Genomic DNA, 14,676 nt, shown 5'->3' with positions numbered 1-14,676 from the left:
ACCAGCGCGACCATGTCGATCGACGTCAACAACGAGTCCGGAACCGAGGTCGACGAGCAGGCGATCCTCGACATCGCCCGCTACGCGCTCGCACGGATGCGCATCCACCCGCTCTCCGAACTGTCGGTGATCGTCGTGGACGCGGACGCCATGGAGCAGCTGCACATCCAGTGGATGGACCTGCCGGGGCCCACCGACGTCATGTCCTTCCCGATGGACGAACTGCGTCCGCCGTCGAAGGACGACGACGAGCCCCCGCAGGGCCTCCTCGGCGACATCGTGCTGTGCCCCGAGGTCGCCAAGAGGCAGGGCGAGGAAGCCGAGACGCAGCACTCCATGGACGAGGAGCTCCAACTGCTCACCGTCCACGGAGTGCTGCACCTGCTGGGCTACGACCACGAGGAGCCCGACGAGAAGGCCGAGATGTTCGGCCTCCAGGCGGCCATCGTGGACGGCTGGCGCGCGGAGAAGGGCCTGACCGGCCCGTCCCCCGCCCCGACCGTCTCATGAGCCCCGCCCTCGTCTCCGGCGCCATCGCCCTGGTCGTCGTCGCCTGGCTCGCCGCCTGTGCGGAGGCGGGCCTGGCCCGCGTCTCCAGCTTCCGCGCCGAGGAGGCCGTACGGACCGGCCGTCGCGGCAGCGCGAAGCTCGCCCAGATCGCCGCCGACCCGACCCGCTACCTCAACGTGGCGCTGCTGGTGCGCGTCGCCTGCGAGATGGCGGCCGCAGCGCTCGTCACCTACGCCTGTCTGCGGCAGTTCGACGGCACCACCGAGGCGCTCCTGGTCGCGATCGGGGTGATGGTCCTCGTCTCGTACGTCGCCGTCGGGGTCTCCCCGCGCACCATCGGCCGCCAGCACCCGCTGAACACGGCGACGGCGGCCGCGTACATCCTGCTGCCGCTGGCCAGGATCATGGGACCGGTCCCGTCCCTCCTCATCCTCATCGGCAACGCGCTCACCCCCGGCAAGGGCTTCAGGCGCGGCCCCTTCGCCTCCGAGGCGGAGCTGCGCGCGCTGGTCGATCTCGCGGAGAAGGAGTCGCTGATCGAGGACGAGGAGCGCCGCATGGTGCACTCGGTCTTCGAGCTGGGCGACACGCTCGTACGGGAGGTCATGGTCCCGAGGACCGACCTCGTCGTCATCGAGCGCTACAAGACGATCCGTCAGGCGCTGACCCTGGCGCTCAGGTCGGGCTTCTCGCGTGTCCCGGTCACCGGCGAGAACGAGGACGACATCGTCGGGATCGTGTACGTGAAGGACCTGGCCCGCAAGACGCACATCAATCGGGACGCGGAGAGCGAGCTGGTGTCCACGGCGATGCGTCCGGCGGCCTTCGTCCCCGACACCAAGAACGCCGGTGACCTGCTGCGCGAGATGCAGCAGGACCGCAACCACGTGGCCGTGGTCATCGACGAGTACGGCGGCACCGCCGGCATCGTCACCATCGAGGACATCCTCGAGGAGATCGTCGGGGAGATCACCGACGAGTACGACCGCGAACTCCCGCCCGTCGAGGACCTCGGCGACGACCGCCACCGGGTCACCGCCCGTCTCGACATCACCGACCTCGGCGAGCTGTACGGGCTGGAGGAGTACGACGACGAGGACGTGGAGACCGTCGGTGGCCTGCTCGCGAAGGCCCTGGGCCGCGTGCCCATCGCCGGGGCCTCGTCGGTGGTGGAGCTGCCCGACGGGCGTGAGCTGCGACTGACGGCGGAGGCAGCGGCCGGACGCCGGAACAAGATCGTGACGGTGCTGGTGGAGCCGGTGAGCCCGGCGGAGAAGCCGGAGGACGAGGAGACGGAACCGGAGTGAAGCCCCAGGAACTGCGCGCGTTCTGCCTGTCCTTCAACGAGGCCGTGGAGGACTTCCCGTTCCGGCCGGAGATCTCGGTCTTCAAGGTGCTGGGCAAGCTCTTCGCCCTGACCTCGCTGGACGCCCGGCCACTGACGGTCAACCTCAAGTGCGATCCGGAGGACGCGATCCGGCTGCGCGGCGAACACCCCGGACTGATCGTCCCCGGCTACCACATGAACAAGCGGCACTGGAACACGGTGACGGTGGACGGCGACCTGCCGGACGGGCTGGTCCGGGAGCTCGTCGAGGACTCCTACGACCTGGTGGTGGCGGGGTTGCCGCGCGCGCAGCGGCTTCGGCTGGACCGTGCGTGAGACCTGGTCCGACGGCGGCCCGGGCGCTCTTCGTATGCTCAGCTCATGACTGACAGCGCACTTGACCCCGAAGACCGCAAGATCGTCACCCTGGCCCGTTCGGCGCGGGCCCGTAACGGTGTGCCCGAGGGGGCGGCCGTGCGGGACGAGACGGGACGTACGTATGTGGCCGGGACCGTGGCCCTGGACTCGCTGAAGCTGAGCGCGCTGCGGACGGCGGTGGCCATGGCGGTGGCGTCCGGGGCGAGTTCGCTGGAGGCGGCGGCGGTCGTGACGGAGGCGGAGCGGGCCTCCGCGGAGGACCTCGCGGCGGTGCGGGACCTCGGTGGTGCTGGGACGCCGGTGCTGGTGGCGGGGCCTGACGGCGCCGTGCGCCTGACCGTCTCGGCGGGCTGAGATCCGGGGGCTCTGCCCCCACCGCCGTACCCCTCCGTTCGCCCTCGCCGGGGGCGGCGCTCTGCCCGCCCCCTGCGGCCTGCACGGCTGCCTCGCGTCGCATGCCCGGCGGGATGAGCGAGTAGGCCGGAAATCAACCTTGCGGGGGACTGCCGCCCGCGCATCAATGAAGGCATATCCCCTGACGGTCCATCAGATTCAAGCCGCGTGCAGCTGACCGCACCCACTGCCGAAGCCGACGGCCGTCAACGCGCACTCCCAGAGAACACGAAGGGAGCTCATCCCCATGAGAGCCAAGCGCACAACCACGGGTGCGGCATTACTGGCAGGGGCCCTCGCGGTCACCGGCCTCGCGTTCGCGCCCACCGCGGCCGCCGTCACCCCGACGACGGCGACGATCAACGCCAGTTGCGGACTGTTCGGCGGCGGGGCGGCCACCCTGACCGCGACGCAGAACGGCACCGCGGCCACCATCACCCTCACGTCCACCGCCATCAAGACGCCGCTCGCCCTGGGCAAGGACTCCATCACCGCCAAGCTCACCATGGTGAAGGCGGGCGGCGGCACCACCGTCTTCACCGGGAAGAAGAACCCGGCCATGCCCGCCCAGAGCCCGGTCACCGTCGGCCCGCTCAGCGGGACCGTGGCGCCCGGCGACACCCTGGAGTTCTACGGCGGCTCGCTGCAGATGACCATCTTCGGGATCACCGTCACCTGTACGGCGACCGAGAATCAGTCACCGGGCCCGTTCGTGTTCGACTGAGGGCCCGGCCGAGGTCCGGCCGGGCTCCCCGACGGCCGGACGGCCGAGCGCTCTCCTGAGTGATCTGTTCCGGATGCCGCAGAAACTGATGGTTCGTCAGTTCTCTGCGGCATCTGCATTGACTTCTCACGCGGCCTCCAGGTCAATGGCCCCCTGTCGGCGCAGACGAGCCGCTGCGCCCGCATCCCTCAGGAGGGGGCAAGCATGGGTCCGACACTCCGAAGACCGCACCGGCGTCGCTGGGCGTCGCTGCTGGCGGTGACCGCCATCGCGGTCACCGCGAGCGGGGCGCTGGCCTGCCCGGCCGGTGCGGCGGGCACGAACGTGGACTTCGCCACGCACTGCATCCCGCCCGCGATCGCGGGCATCCCGCCGATCGACGGCACCACCACCGGCAACGTCTCGGTGGACACCACCAGCCCCAAGGTCGGCGACACGGTCAAGGTGACCTACACCGTGGTCACCCCGGCCGCCGGCAACCCCACCGAACTCGACCTGCCGGCCGACATCATGACCCCGACCGGCAAGGTCACCCTCGGTGGCGCGCAGACCGGGGACGTGACGGTCGCGGGGCCGAAGAAGAACGCCCCGGTGCCCGGGAAGGATCCCTTCCCGTCGTTCTCCATGACCGGCACCTTCAAGGTCACCCAGCCCGGCAAGATCACGCTCTCGCCGGGCGACTACAACATCCACACCAGCTACATCATGGAGCTGGACACCCCCTGCACGGTGATCACTCCGCCCGCGCCGGTCTCCGAGACCGTCACCGCGACGGACTCGACCCCCGTCAACCAGCGTGCCATCACGCTGGGTTCGGCCTCCGGGAACGCGGGTGACAGCGTCACCGTCAACGGCACCGGCTTCACGCCCGGCGCGACCGTCACCCTGGCCGGACGCGCCGGGGACAAGCAGACCCAGGACACCGCGACCGTGACCGCGGACACCAAGGGCACCTTCAGCGGACCGCTCGTCGTCAAGGACAAGACGACGACCGGGATCGTCGCGTACGAGGGCGCCTCCTGGGACGAGGACAAGGGCGCCGGGCCCGCGGCCTACGCCGTGGGCGGCACCACACCGCCCACGCCCGACGGCAGCCAGAAACTGACGACGACTGTGAAGGCGGGGACGCTGTCCATGTCCCAGGCCGGCAACGCCGTCGGGCTGTCGGCGGTCGACTTCGGCAAGGGCGGGGCGTCGACCGGTTCCCTCAACAAGGTGACCGTCCGGGACTTCCGCGGCGGCCCCGCGGGCTGGTCCCTGACCGGCAAGGTCACCGACTTCACCAGCGCCAAGTTCACCGGTCCCGGCGCCAAGATCGACGCCGGGAAGCTGAGCTGGACCCCGGCCTGCGAGACCAAGGCCGGCAGCCCCAGCACCTGCAAGGCGGGCTCGGCCGGCCCGGTGGGCAGCTCGGGAGCGACCCTGGCGTCGGCCCCGGACGGCACGCTCACCGGCGGTGAGTTCACCGTGGACGCCGGACTCTCCCTGGACGTCCCGGCGTTCACCCCGGCGGGCTCCTACTCCGCTGTCCTCACGCTCACGCTCACCTAGGGCCTGTCAGTTTCCTGCGGCCTGATCCACACGACAGGCCCTGAGTCCGACGGCACGGGCGCCCGCACCCGCCCGTTGCCTCCATCCACGACCGCGGGGGGCCGCACCCATGCGCAAGTTCTCCGTCCTCCTCCTGGGCCTGCTGCTCCTGGCCGTGACCGCGGGATCCGCCCACAGCGCCGACAACGGCAGCTGGTCGGTCTTCCCGGCCTCCTCGCAGATCGCCGAGCGCCCGTACTTCTACCTCTCCGCCGACCCCGGTACGAGCCTGCGGGACAAGGTCGTCGTCGCCAACAAGACCGCCCGCCCGCTGACCTTCCGCCTCTACGCCGCCGATGCCTACAACACCGCCCGCGACGGCGGTTTCGCCGTACGGACGCAAGCGGAGAAGCACCGCGGGGTGGGCGCGTGGGCGAAGCCCGCCCGCACCCGGGTCACCGTCCCCGCGCACGGCAAGGTCACCGTGCCGTTCACCCTGACCGTGCCCGAGGGCGCCGAACCCGGCGACCACCCGGGCGCGTTGGTCGCACTCGACGAGCGGGTCGACAACGGCGACGGCTCCCTCGCGCTCGGCGTGCAACGGGCCGTCGGCGCCCGGATCTACCTGCGGGTCGGCGGGCCCACGCTCCCCGCGATCGCCGTCGAGGACGTCCGGGTCACCCACGACCAGCCGCTCGTCCCCGGCCTCGGCGACAGCACCGCCACGGTCTCCTACACCCTCCACAACACCGGCAACGTCACCCTCGACCCCAAGGTGGAGCTGCGCGCGCGGGGCCTGTTCGGGCGCACGCTGCTCACCCGCGACCTGGACCGGATCCCCGCCGAGCTGCTGCCCGGTCAGCGCGTACGGCTCAGCGAACCCTGGCGCGGCGCGCCCCAGCTCGACTGGGGCGACGTGACGCTCACGGCGAGCGCGCAGCACACCCGCGAGTCGGCGAACGCGTCCTTCTTCGCCCTGCCGTGGCTGGTGGCGGCGGTACTGGCCGTGGCCTCGGTGGTGGGAGCCGTCCTGCTGATCAGAGCGCGTCGGGGCCGCGCTCGCCCGTCCGCACCCGTACGACCGTCTCCACCGGCACCGCCCACACCTTCCCGTCCCCGATCTTCCCCGTCTGCGCGGCCTTGACGATCGCGTCGATGACGGCCTCGAAGTCGGCGTCCCCGACGACGACCTCGATCCGGACCTTGGGGACCAGGTCGACCTGGTACTCGGCGCCCCGGTAGACCTCGGTGTGGCCGCGCTGCCGGCCGTAGCCACTGGCCTCGGTCACGGTCATGCCGTGCACACCGAGCTCCTGCAGAGCGGTCTTGACCTCGTCGAGACGGTACGGCTTGACGATCGCGGTGATGAGCTTCATGCCTGGGGCTTGACCTTCTGCGCGGAGGGAAGGACGGACGCGGTGACCGGGGCGCCGTGGCCCAGGACGCCGTGATCGTATGCGGTCTCGGCGTGCACCGTAAGGTCCAGACCGGTGTACTCCTGCTCCTCGCTCGCGCGCAGGCCCACCGTCTTGTCGATCAGCTTGCCGATGCCGTACGTCACGAAGAAGGCGTACGTCCCCACCGCGAGCACGGCCACCAGCTGCTTGCCGAGCTGCGCCAGGCCCCCGCCGTAGAGGAGCCCCTCGGGCCCGCCGGTCATCGACTCGACGGCGAAGACCCCGATGAGGAGGGTGCCGATGACCCCGCCGACCAGGTGGACGCCGACGACGTCCAGGGAGTCGTCGTAGTTCAGCCTGAACTTCCAGCCCACCGCGTACGAGCAGACTGTGCCGGCGGCGAGACCGACGACCAGGGCGCCGAGCAGGGAGACCGAACCGCAGGACGGGGTGATCGCGACCAGGCCCGCTACCGCGCCGGACGCGGAGCCCAGGGTGGTCGGGTGGCCGTCGCGCTTCTGCTCCACGAAGAGCCAGCCGAGCAGGCCCGTACAACCGGCCGCGAGGGTGTTCAGGAACGCGGCCGCGGCCAGGCCGTTCGCGCCGAGGGCCGAACCGGCGTTGAAGCCGAACCAGCCGAACCAGAGAAGCCCCGCGCCCAGCATCACCATGGGCAGGTTGTGCGGGCGCATCGCGTCCTTCTTGAAACCCAGCCGCGGGCCGAGGACCAGGCACAACGCGAGGCCGGAGGCACCGGAGACGATCTCGACCGGCAGACCGCCCGCGAAGTCCAGGGCGCCGAGACCCTCCAGGATCCAGCCACCCGGACCCCAGACCCAGTGGGCGACCGGAACGTATACGAGCAACGCCCAGACCGGCACGAACAGCAGCCACGCGCCGAACTTCGCGCGGTCCGCGATCGCACCGCTCACCAGGGCGGCCGTGATGATCGCGAAGGTGAGCTGGAAGGTCGCGAACAGGAGGGTGGGGACGGTGCCGTGGACGCTGTCGGGGCCGAGGCCGGACATCCCGGCGTGCTCCAGAGAGCCGATGAGCCCGCCGCCGATGTCGTCCCCGAACGTGAGGGAGTATCCGGCGGCCAGCCACACCACCGTGACCAGGGCGATCGACACGAAGCTCATCATCAGCATGTTGAGGACGCTCTTCGTGCGGACCATGCCGCCGTAGAACAGGGCCAGGCCCGGGGTCATCAGCAGGACGAGGGCGGTGGCGGCGAGCAGCCAGGCGGTGTCGCCGGTGTCGATGCGCTCTGCGGCCAGGGGCACGGCGAGGATCACGGTCGTCTCCAACGGTGTGGGGGCTCGTCAGAGAGTCACCGGCCCGCGTTTCGAGTTGTGCACGGGTGTGTTTCCGATGCGTTTCGTTGCGTGCAGGTTTCGGGAAGCTCACGGGGAGGGCTGGGGGCGGACGCTTGTGCGGCGGGGCTCATTGGATCAGGGAGAATGGGCGCCATGAGCGTTCGCAGTCAGTCATCCGAGCCGTCGGCGTCGTCGGCCGCACCCCACCGCGCCGGCTTCGCCTGCTTCGTGGGCCGCCCCAACGCGGGCAAGTCCACCCTCACGAACGCTCTGGTCGGGCAGAAGGTGGCGATCACCGCGAACCAGCCGCAGACGACGCGGCACACGGTACGGGGGATCGTGCACCGGCCCGACGCCCAGCTGATCCTGGTGGACACCCCGGGGCTGCACAAGCCGCGCACGCTGCTCGGTGAGCGGCTGAACGACGTCGTACGGACCACCTGGGCCGAGGTCGACGTGATCGGTTTCTGTCTGCCGGCGAACGAGAAGCTCGGTCCCGGTGACCGCTTCATCGCGAAGGAACTGGCGGGGATCAAGAAGTCCCCGAAGGTCGCGATCATCACGAAGACGGACCTCGTCGACTCCAAGACGCTGGCCGAGCAGCTGATCGCGGTCGACCAGCTCGGCAAGGAGCTGGGCATCGAGTGGGCCGAGATCGTCCCGGTGTCGGCGACCGCGAACAAGCAGGTCGACCTGCTGGCGGACCTGCTGATCCCGATGCTGCCCGAGGGCCCCGCGCTCTACCCCGAGGGCGACCTCACCGACGAGCCCGAGCAGGTCATGATCGCGGAGCTGATCCGTGAGGCCGCGCTGGAGGGTGTGCGCGACGAGCTTCCGCACTCCATCGCCGTCGTCGTGGAGGAGATGCTCCCCCGGGAGGACCGGCCCGCCGACAAGCCCCTCCTCGACATCCACGCCTTCGTCTACATCGAGCGGCCCAGCCAGAAGGGCATCATCATCGGCCCCAAGGGCAAGCGGCTGAAGGACGTCGGCATCAAGTCCCGCAAGCAGATCGAGGCGCTGCTGGGGACGCCGGTCTTCCTCGACCTCCACGTGAAAGTCGCGAAGGACTGGCAACGCGACCCACGCCAGCTCCGCAAGCTCGGCTTCTAGGGCCCTAAGGGGCCGTCTCCTGCGGGGACAGGTCCTGCAGGCCCACCACCCGCAGGAGCTGCAGGCGTTCGTACGACTCCGTTCCCGGGCGGGCCGTGTGGATGATCAAGTGGTGGTGGTTGTCCTGATTGAAAAGGATCTCGCAGTCCAGTTCCAGGAGGCCTACCAGAGGGTGGCGGTAGCGCTTCGTGGACTGGCGGCGGACGGACACCTCGTGTTCAGCCCAAAGGCCGGCGAACTCCTCGCTGGACGAGCGTAGTTCGGCCACCAGCGCCGCTGGTTCCGGGTCGTCGGGGCGGGCCGCCGCCACCGCTCGCAGGTTCGCAACGTGGGTGCGGGCATGCGCCGGTACGTCCTCCGGAGGGAAGAGGTCGCGCGACGCCGGGTCCAGGAAGAAACGGCGGAGCATGTTGCGGTCCCGGGGCGGGCGGGCGAAGACGTCGCCGCTCAGCGCCCTCGACATCGCGTTCTGCGCCAGCACCTCGCCGCAGTCGCTCACCACCAGCGACGGAGTGTCGTGCAGCCGGTCGAGGACCAGCAACAGCCCCGGATTCACATGCGCGGGCTCATTCCCGCGCCGCGGCGGCTCCTCGCCGGTCAGGTGGAACAGGTGGTCCCGTTCGTCGTCCGTCAGACGCAGCGCGCGGGCCAGCGCCGTCAGCATCTGACGGGACGGACGCGGGCCCCGGGACTGCTCCAGGCGGGTGTAGTAGTCCACCGACATCCCGGCCAGCTGTGCCACCTCCTCGCGGCGCAGCCCCGGTGTGCGACGCCTGGCGCCCGGCGTCAGGCCCACGTCGGACGGGTTCAGCCGGGCGCGGCCACGGCGCAGGAAGTCGGCGACTTCGGCTCGGTTCACCCTTCCAGCCTGCGGCACCCCGCCCGGCTTATCCAGGGACTGCCGATCCCCCGATCAACGGGTCTCTCCCGCTCGTACCGGCTCCGCCCGAGGGTGGTCGGTGACGAGAGGAGCAGAACATGCTGACTTTGGTGACAGGTACGACAGGGCAGGTCGGCCGGCGCTTCGTGCCGAGGCTGCTGGCGCAGGCCCGGCCGGGGGAGCGGGTGCGGGTTCTCGTACGGGACGCCGAGCGCGGTGAACCCTTCGCCGCGCTCGGCGCCGAGGTCGTCGTAGGAGATCTGCGCGACACCGAGGCACTCGGCAAGGCCGTCGCCGGGGCCGACGCGGTCGTGAACGTCGCTGCTTCCTTCCGCGGAGTCCCCGACGAGGAGGCGTGGGCGGTCAACCGGGACGCGGCCGTGGAACTGGGGCGGGCCGCGCTGGCAGCCGATGTGCGGAGGTTCGTGCAGGTCAGCACGGCTCTGGTGTACGGCACCGGACGCGGCCGTCCGCTGACCGAGGACGACGAGAGCCGACCCGGTGGGAGCATGTGGGGCGCCTACCCCGAGTCCAAGGCGGAGGCCGAGCGGCGGCTGCTCGCGCTGGAGGGCATGGACGTGCGCGTCGGCCGGCTCCCCTTCGTCTACGGCGAGGGGGATCCGCATCTCGCGCAGTCCCTGATGTGGGCCAAGAACTGGGCGGCGAACCAACGGCTTCAGATGGGGCACCATGCGGATGTCGCCCAGGCGTTGCTGCGGATCCTGCATGCGCCGGGGATCGCGGGGCGGGTTTACAACATCGCCGACGACGCTCCGGTGACGGCGGTGGAGTTGCATCAGCTCAACGGGGCTGCGGTCCCGGACGAGTTGTACGGCCGGACCGACCCGGACCCGTGGCTCGTGATCACGTCCACGGAGCGGATTCGCCGGGAGCTGGGGTATCGGCCGGTGTATCCGTCGGTGTACGCGGCTCGGGAGGCTGGAGCACTGTGAGGGGGCCGGTGGTCTTCCGCGGGTCCGTTGTGGCTGGTCGTGCCACGCGGCGGTAGCCGCAATCGATACAGTTCCGCGCCCCTGACGCCGTTCAGTCCACGTTCCTTATACGGCCCACCAGCACCGCTCCCGCCAACCCGGCCGCCGCCGCCACCCCGTACAGCACCCGGTACCCCCCGAGGTGGGTGACGATCGGTGCGGCCAGGGCGGGGGCGGCCACCTGGGGCAGGGCGTTTGCCACGTTGATGACGCCCAGGTCCTTGCCCCGGTCCGACGCCTTCGGCAGGACGTCCGTCATCAGCGCGAAGTCGACCGACATGAACACGCCGAGGCCCACCCCCAGCAGCGCCGCCACGATGATCGCGCTCGGCCAGGTCTGCCATGCGGCGAGCAGGGCCGTGGCGGCCGCCATCAGTACCCCGGACCAGGCCACGAAGGGCTTGCGGCGCCCAACCCGGTCCGACCAGATGCCGCCCACGACCACCGTGGCCAGCAGCGCCACGCTGTCCACCGCGGTCAGGATCAGGACGCCCTGCTCGGGATCGTCGATGGGGGTCCCCCCGCTCGAGCTGGTTCGAGAGTGGGGGAGGAGACGGTCCCGCAGGTAGTAGAGGAGGTAGAGGATCACCAGCGCGTTGCTGAGATTGATCAGGAAGCGGGTCAGCCAGGCCCAGCCGAAGTCCGGGTAGCGGCGCGGGCTCAGCCAGAAGCCGCGCGCGAACGACCGCAAGGACCAGGGCGGCCGGCCCGTGGCCGCCAGGCTGAGATCTCGGTGGCGGAGCACGTACGGCAGCACACCCGCCAGCGTGAACACCGCGCACGCCGCATAGCCCGCCACGATGCCGCCTGTCGCCGTCGCCAGGCCCGTGCCGACGACCGCGCCGAGGATCTGCGCCGCGCCGATCCAGCCGCCCACCGCGCCCCGCTGGAGCCGCGGCACCCGGTCCGGCACGGCCGCCGTGACGGCCGCGAAGGCCGCGTTCAGCGTGAGCTGGACCAGACACCAGCCGAGCATCATGAGCCAGAGCCCGTCCGCGCCGGCGAGCAGCAGCAACGACAGCGCGCCGCCCGCCGTGCCGGCCACGATCCATGGGCTACGGCGGCCCCAGCGGGCCGTCGTGCGGTCCGACAGTGCGCCGAAGAACGGGTTCGCCGCCAGCGACACCAGCGCGCCCACGCCCGTCACCCAGGCCAGCAACGTCTCCTTCGACATACCGGCGCCGGGCGCGAAGTCTCCGGCCTGCCGGGCCAGCAGGATCTGGAGCGGGCCGTACCAGCCGACCCAGATCGCCACGTTGGCGAGGGAGAGGGACACCGTCCAGCCCTTGCCGACCCGCTCGACGGGCTCGGCCAGGGCGTCTGAACGGGGGGTCGTCACTTCTGCGCCCGGAGCAACTCCTGGTACCAGCCGTACGACGCCTTCGGGGTCCTGGCGAGGGTCTCGAAGTCCACGTGCACCAGCCCGAACCGCCGCGCGTATCCCTCCGCCCACTCGAAGTTGTCCATCAGCGACCACACGAAGTACCCGCGGACGTCCAGGCCCGCCTCCATCGCCTCGTGCAGGGCGCGGATGTGGCCGTCCAGGTAGGTGATCCGGTTCTGGTCGTCGACGCCCTCGTAGGAGCACCCGTTCTCGGTGATCACGACGGGCGGGAGCCGGTCGCCGTAGCGCTCGCGCATGCCGGTGATCAGCTCGGTCAGGCCCGAAGGGACCACCGGCCAGCCGAAGTCCGTCACCGGGACGCCCTCGATCTCCCGCACCGAGAAGGGGAGTTCGGCGGGGATCGTCAGCCCGCCGAACTCGATGTCCGCGCCCTGCGGGGCACCCACCCGGGTCGGCGCGTAGTAGTTGACGCCGTACCAGTCGAGCGGCTCCCCGATGATCTTGAGGTCGGCGGCCACGTCACCCGGCATCAACTCGCCGATGCCCTCCGGGTATTCGCCGAGCAGGACCGGGTCCGCGAACAGGCGGTTGAGCAGGAGGTCGTAGAAGCCGGCGGCCTCCAGGTCGGGCTGCTCCTGCGACGCCGGCCACGTCGGACCGTGCGAGTTGGCGATCCCGATGTCCGTGGCGCCGGCCGCGCGCAACGCCCGTACGGCCAGGCCGTGGGCCAGCAACTGGTGGTGGGCGGCCGGCAGCGCGTCGAACATCAGGCGCTTGCCCGGCGCGTGCGCGCCCAGCGCGTGGCCGAACAGCGTGTGCTCGGCAGGCTCGTTGATCGTGATCCACTTCCGCACGCGGTCACCGAGCCGGTCGGCGACGAGCGACACGTACTCGGCGAAACGCGACGCCGTGTCCCGTTCCAGCCAGCCGCCCGCCTCCTGGAGCGCGAGCGGCAGGTCCCAGTGGAAGAGGGTCGGGACCGGGCGGACGCCGGCCGCGCACAGCTCGTCGACCAGGCGGTCGTAGAAGTCCAGGCCACCCTCGGCGCGCACCCGCGGCCAGGAGACGGAGAAGCGGTACGCGTCCACGCCCAGGGCGGCCAGCAGGGCCACGTCCTCGCCGTGGCGGTGGTAGTGGTCGCAGGCCACCGCCGCGGTGGAGCCGTCCTTCACCCGGCCCGGCTCGGCCGAGAAGGCGTCCCAGACGGACGGCTCGCGCAGGTCCGCCGCTCCCTCGATCTGGTGGGCCGAGGTCGAGACGCCCCACAGGAAGCCGTCCGGGAACTGGGGTATCGGGTTCGTCGCCATGCGCCGGATCATCGGTACTGGCGGGTAGGGAAGTCAACGGGCAGGCGCGACAAACGGTCAACGGGCAGGCGCGACAGACGAGTTACGCGCCTTCCTTGAGTACTCGGGAGATCAGCCTGCGCTGCTCGTCGGTGAGCCGGGGATCGGCCGCGTACACCGTCCTGTCATCCACCGTGATCTGGTAGCGGAAGCCGTCCGGCACCCCGATCGGCGGGGTGCCCCGCCCCTCGGCGAGTGCCTTCTCGGCGAGGGTGTGCCATTCGTGGGCATCGGGCCGCCCCGAGGTGTCCACCTCGGCGTGCCGCTCGATGCCCGCGAACCCGCCCGTGCGCCGTACCTGAATACGCATGGTTCCTGTCTAGTACGGAGTCAGAGAATGCGCACCCCGACCTGCTCCCAGGCCTTCTCCACCGCCTGGAATTCATCGCCGCCGTCGCCGAAGCGCTCCCGGGCGGCCTTGACGGTCAGCTTGGCGAAGTCGCCGAAGAACGCCCGCTCCGTGAGCTCGCCGCCGGTCAGGGCGTCGTACCAGACCTGTCCCGCCTTCTCCCAGGCGTAGCCGCCGAGCGCGGTGGCGGCCAGGTAGAACGCGTGGTTGGGGATGCCGGAGTTGATGTGGACGCCACCGTTGTCGCGGCCGGTGCGGACGTAGTCGTCCATGGTCGCGGGCTGCGGGTCCTTGCCGAGGACGTCGTCGTCGTAGGCGCTGCCCGGTTCCTTCATGGAGCGCAGGGCCTTTCCGGTGACGCTCGGGGCGAGCAGTCCCGCGCCGATCAGCCAGTCGGCCTCGGCGGCGGTCTGGCCGAGGGCGTACTGCTTGATGAGCGAGCCGAAGACGTCGGACATCGACTCGTTGAGGGCACCCGGCTGCCCGAAGTACGTGAGGTTCGCCGTGTACTGGGTGACGCCGTGGGTCAGCTCGTGGCCGATGACGTCGATCGGGATGGTGAAGTCGAGGAAGATCTCGCCGTCACCGTCGCCGAACACCATCTGCTCGCCGTTCCAGAAGGCGTTGTTGTAGTTCTCGTCGTAGTGGACGGTCGCGTCCAGGGGCAGGCCGTCGCCGTCGATCGAGTGGCGGCCGTAGGCCTTGAGGTAGAGGTCGAAGGTGGCGCCGAGGCCGGAGTAGGCCCGGTTGACCGTGGCGTCCTGGCCCGGCTCCGAGCCCTCCGCGCGCACTTCGGTGCCGGGCAGGTCGGTCTTGTGCCCGGCGTCGTAGAGGGTGCGCAGCGGCTGGTCCGCCGGTGCCTTCGCGGTCGGCGTGGCGGCCAGGCCGAACTCGGCGCTCACCCGGCGGCGGCCGCGTTCCTGGGCGTCCCGGACCAGGGTCCGCTGTGCGGGTCCGGACAGGGCCGGGTCCTCGCTGCGGGCGAGCTTGTCGAGGAGGTGGGGTGGGACGATGGTGCAGAAGACGGGCTCGAAGCCCCCGTTGGTGGTCATGTCGGGCACCCTTGCACTGAG

16 protein-coding genes are annotated in these 14,676 nt (G+C 70.8%); 9 read left to right on the top strand and 7 right to left on the bottom strand.

Annotated elements, in window-relative coordinates; all coding sequences use genetic code 11:
* The first annotated feature begins 12 nt into the window (after nucleotides 1–12).
* The 7 genes from ybeY (at nucleotide 13) to ABZ027_RS19045 (ending at nucleotide 6,006) form a co-directional block, all read left to right on the top strand.
* The gene (gene ybeY / locus ABZ027_RS19075) at nucleotides 13–510 is read left to right on the top strand and encodes an rRNA maturation RNase YbeY (RefSeq protein WP_356769698.1); all 498 of its coding nucleotides are present in this window, start codon (nucleotides 13–15) and stop codon (nucleotides 508–510) included.
* Complete coding sequence (locus tag ABZ027_RS19070; RefSeq protein ID WP_356769696.1) at nucleotides 507–1,817, top strand: hemolysin family protein; 1,311 nt, start codon at nucleotides 507–509, stop codon at nucleotides 1,815–1,817. The genes ybeY and ABZ027_RS19070 overlap by 4 nt, the downstream gene beginning before the upstream one ends.
* Nucleotides 1,814–2,173 carry an MmcQ/YjbR family DNA-binding protein gene (locus ABZ027_RS19065; protein WP_356769694.1) on the top strand — a complete coding sequence of 120 codons (360 nt, stop codon included), beginning with the start codon at nucleotides 1,814–1,816 and terminating at the stop codon, nucleotides 2,171–2,173. Before ABZ027_RS19070 ends, ABZ027_RS19065 begins: the two co-directional genes overlap by 4 nt.
* Before the next feature lie 45 nt (nucleotides 2,174–2,218).
* Nucleotides 2,219–2,569, top strand: a complete 351-nt coding sequence (locus ABZ027_RS19060) for a cytidine deaminase (RefSeq protein ID WP_356769692.1) — start codon at nucleotides 2,219–2,221, stop codon at nucleotides 2,567–2,569.
* Between the two features lie 286 nt (nucleotides 2,570–2,855).
* A complete protein-coding gene (locus ABZ027_RS19055; protein WP_356769690.1) occupies nucleotides 2,856–3,332 on the top strand; it encodes a hypothetical protein in 477 nt (158 codons plus the stop codon).
* A gap of 204 nt (nucleotides 3,333–3,536) precedes the next feature.
* Nucleotides 3,537–4,883 carry a beta-xylosidase gene (locus ABZ027_RS19050; protein ID WP_356769689.1) on the top strand — a complete coding sequence of 449 codons (1,347 nt, stop codon included), beginning with the start codon at nucleotides 3,537–3,539 and terminating at the stop codon, nucleotides 4,881–4,883.
* 109 nt (nucleotides 4,884–4,992) lie between these two features.
* Nucleotides 4,993–6,006, top strand: a complete 1,014-nt coding sequence (locus ABZ027_RS19045; protein ID WP_356769687.1) for a DUF916 domain-containing protein — start codon at nucleotides 4,993–4,995, stop codon at nucleotides 6,004–6,006.
* On the opposite strand, the gene ABZ027_RS19040 is transcribed toward ABZ027_RS19045, so the two are convergent.
* Together ABZ027_RS19040 and ABZ027_RS19035 are read right to left on the bottom strand one after the other, a co-directional pair.
* Nucleotides 5,900–6,238, bottom strand: a complete 339-nt coding sequence (locus ABZ027_RS19040; protein ID WP_356769685.1) for a P-II family nitrogen regulator — start codon at nucleotides 6,236–6,238, stop codon at nucleotides 5,900–5,902. The two genes, ABZ027_RS19045 and ABZ027_RS19040, sit on opposite strands and share 107 nt — an antisense overlap.
* Nucleotides 6,235–7,545 (bottom strand): ammonium transporter, encoded by a 1,311-nt coding sequence (locus tag ABZ027_RS19035; RefSeq protein WP_356769814.1) that lies wholly within the window; start codon nucleotides 7,543–7,545, stop codon nucleotides 6,235–6,237. The genes ABZ027_RS19040 and ABZ027_RS19035 overlap by 4 nt, the downstream gene beginning before the upstream one ends.
* Before the next feature lie 177 nt (nucleotides 7,546–7,722).
* On the opposite strand from ABZ027_RS19035, the gene era reads away from it, so the two are divergent.
* On the top strand, nucleotides 7,723–8,691 hold the full coding sequence (gene era / locus ABZ027_RS19030) for a GTPase Era (protein WP_356769683.1): 969 nt from the start codon (nucleotides 7,723–7,725) through the stop codon (nucleotides 8,689–8,691).
* Nucleotides 8,692–8,695: 4 nt separating this feature from the next.
* On the opposite strand, the gene ABZ027_RS19025 is transcribed toward era, so the two are convergent.
* Nucleotides 8,696–9,550, bottom strand: a complete 855-nt coding sequence (locus tag ABZ027_RS19025; protein ID WP_356769681.1) for a helix-turn-helix transcriptional regulator — start codon at nucleotides 9,548–9,550, stop codon at nucleotides 8,696–8,698.
* Between the two features lie 119 nt (nucleotides 9,551–9,669).
* On the opposite strand from ABZ027_RS19025, the gene ABZ027_RS19020 reads away from it, so the two are divergent.
* Nucleotides 9,670–10,524, top strand: coding sequence for an NAD-dependent epimerase/dehydratase family protein (locus ABZ027_RS19020; RefSeq protein WP_356769679.1), 855 nt, complete (start codon nucleotides 9,670–9,672; stop codon nucleotides 10,522–10,524).
* 91 nt (nucleotides 10,525–10,615) lie between these two features.
* Here ABZ027_RS19020 and ABZ027_RS19015 read toward each other — a convergent pair whose 3' ends face one another.
* From ABZ027_RS19015 to ABZ027_RS19000, 4 genes are all read right to left on the bottom strand, one after another.
* Nucleotides 10,616–11,902: an MFS transporter gene (locus ABZ027_RS19015; RefSeq protein WP_356769677.1), complete on the bottom strand. Its 1,287-nt coding sequence runs from the start codon at nucleotides 11,900–11,902 to the stop codon at nucleotides 10,616–10,618.
* Entirely contained in the window at nucleotides 11,899–13,215 is a 1,317-nt protein-coding gene (locus tag ABZ027_RS19010; RefSeq protein WP_356769675.1) for a GH1 family beta-glucosidase, read from the bottom strand. The genes ABZ027_RS19015 and ABZ027_RS19010 overlap by 4 nt, the downstream gene beginning before the upstream one ends.
* 82 nt (nucleotides 13,216–13,297) lie before the next feature.
* On the bottom strand, nucleotides 13,298–13,564 hold the full coding sequence (locus tag ABZ027_RS19005) for a protealysin inhibitor emfourin (protein ID WP_356769673.1): 267 nt from the start codon (nucleotides 13,562–13,564) through the stop codon (nucleotides 13,298–13,300).
* 20 nt (nucleotides 13,565–13,584) lie between these two features.
* Nucleotides 13,585–14,655 (bottom strand): M4 family metallopeptidase, encoded by a 1,071-nt coding sequence (locus ABZ027_RS19000; protein ID WP_356769671.1) that lies wholly within the window; start codon nucleotides 14,653–14,655, stop codon nucleotides 13,585–13,587.
* Nucleotides 14,656–14,676: the final 21 nt, after the last annotated feature.

The sequence above is a fragment of the Streptomyces sp. NPDC006332 genome, from assembly GCF_040612855.1.
Lineage (GTDB): Bacteria > Actinomycetota > Actinomycetes > Streptomycetales > Streptomycetaceae > Streptomyces.
This window is presented reverse-complemented; position numbering and strand designations above follow the sequence as displayed.

Coding starts and splice junctions, on each gene's coding strand:
- ybeY (WP_356769698.1), top strand. CDS start 13: ATGTCGATCGACGTCAACAACGAGTCCGGAACCGAGGTCGACGAGCAG.
- ABZ027_RS19070 (WP_356769696.1), top strand. CDS start 507: ATGAGCCCCGCCCTCGTCTCCGGCGCCATCGCCCTGGTCGTCGTCGCC.
- ABZ027_RS19060 (WP_356769692.1), top strand. CDS start 2,219: ATGACTGACAGCGCACTTGACCCCGAAGACCGCAAGATCGTCACCCTG.
- ABZ027_RS19055 (WP_356769690.1), top strand. CDS start 2,856: ATGAGAGCCAAGCGCACAACCACGGGTGCGGCATTACTGGCAGGGGCC.
- ABZ027_RS19050 (WP_356769689.1), top strand. CDS start 3,537: ATGGGTCCGACACTCCGAAGACCGCACCGGCGTCGCTGGGCGTCGCTG.
- ABZ027_RS19045 (WP_356769687.1), top strand. CDS start 4,993: ATGCGCAAGTTCTCCGTCCTCCTCCTGGGCCTGCTGCTCCTGGCCGTG.
- ABZ027_RS19040 (WP_356769685.1), bottom strand. CDS start 6,238: ATGAAGCTCATCACCGCGATCGTCAAGCCGTACCGTCTCGACGAGGTC.
- era (WP_356769683.1), top strand. CDS start 7,723: ATGGGCGCCATGAGCGTTCGCAGTCAGTCATCCGAGCCGTCGGCGTCG.
- ABZ027_RS19020 (WP_356769679.1), top strand. CDS start 9,670: ATGCTGACTTTGGTGACAGGTACGACAGGGCAGGTCGGCCGGCGCTTC.
- ABZ027_RS19010 (WP_356769675.1), bottom strand. CDS start 13,215: ATGGCGACGAACCCGATACCCCAGTTCCCGGACGGCTTCCTGTGGGGC.
- ABZ027_RS19005 (WP_356769673.1), bottom strand. CDS start 13,564: ATGCGTATTCAGGTACGGCGCACGGGCGGGTTCGCGGGCATCGAGCGG.
- ABZ027_RS19000 (WP_356769671.1), bottom strand. CDS start 14,655: ATGACCACCAACGGGGGCTTCGAGCCCGTCTTCTGCACCATCGTCCCA.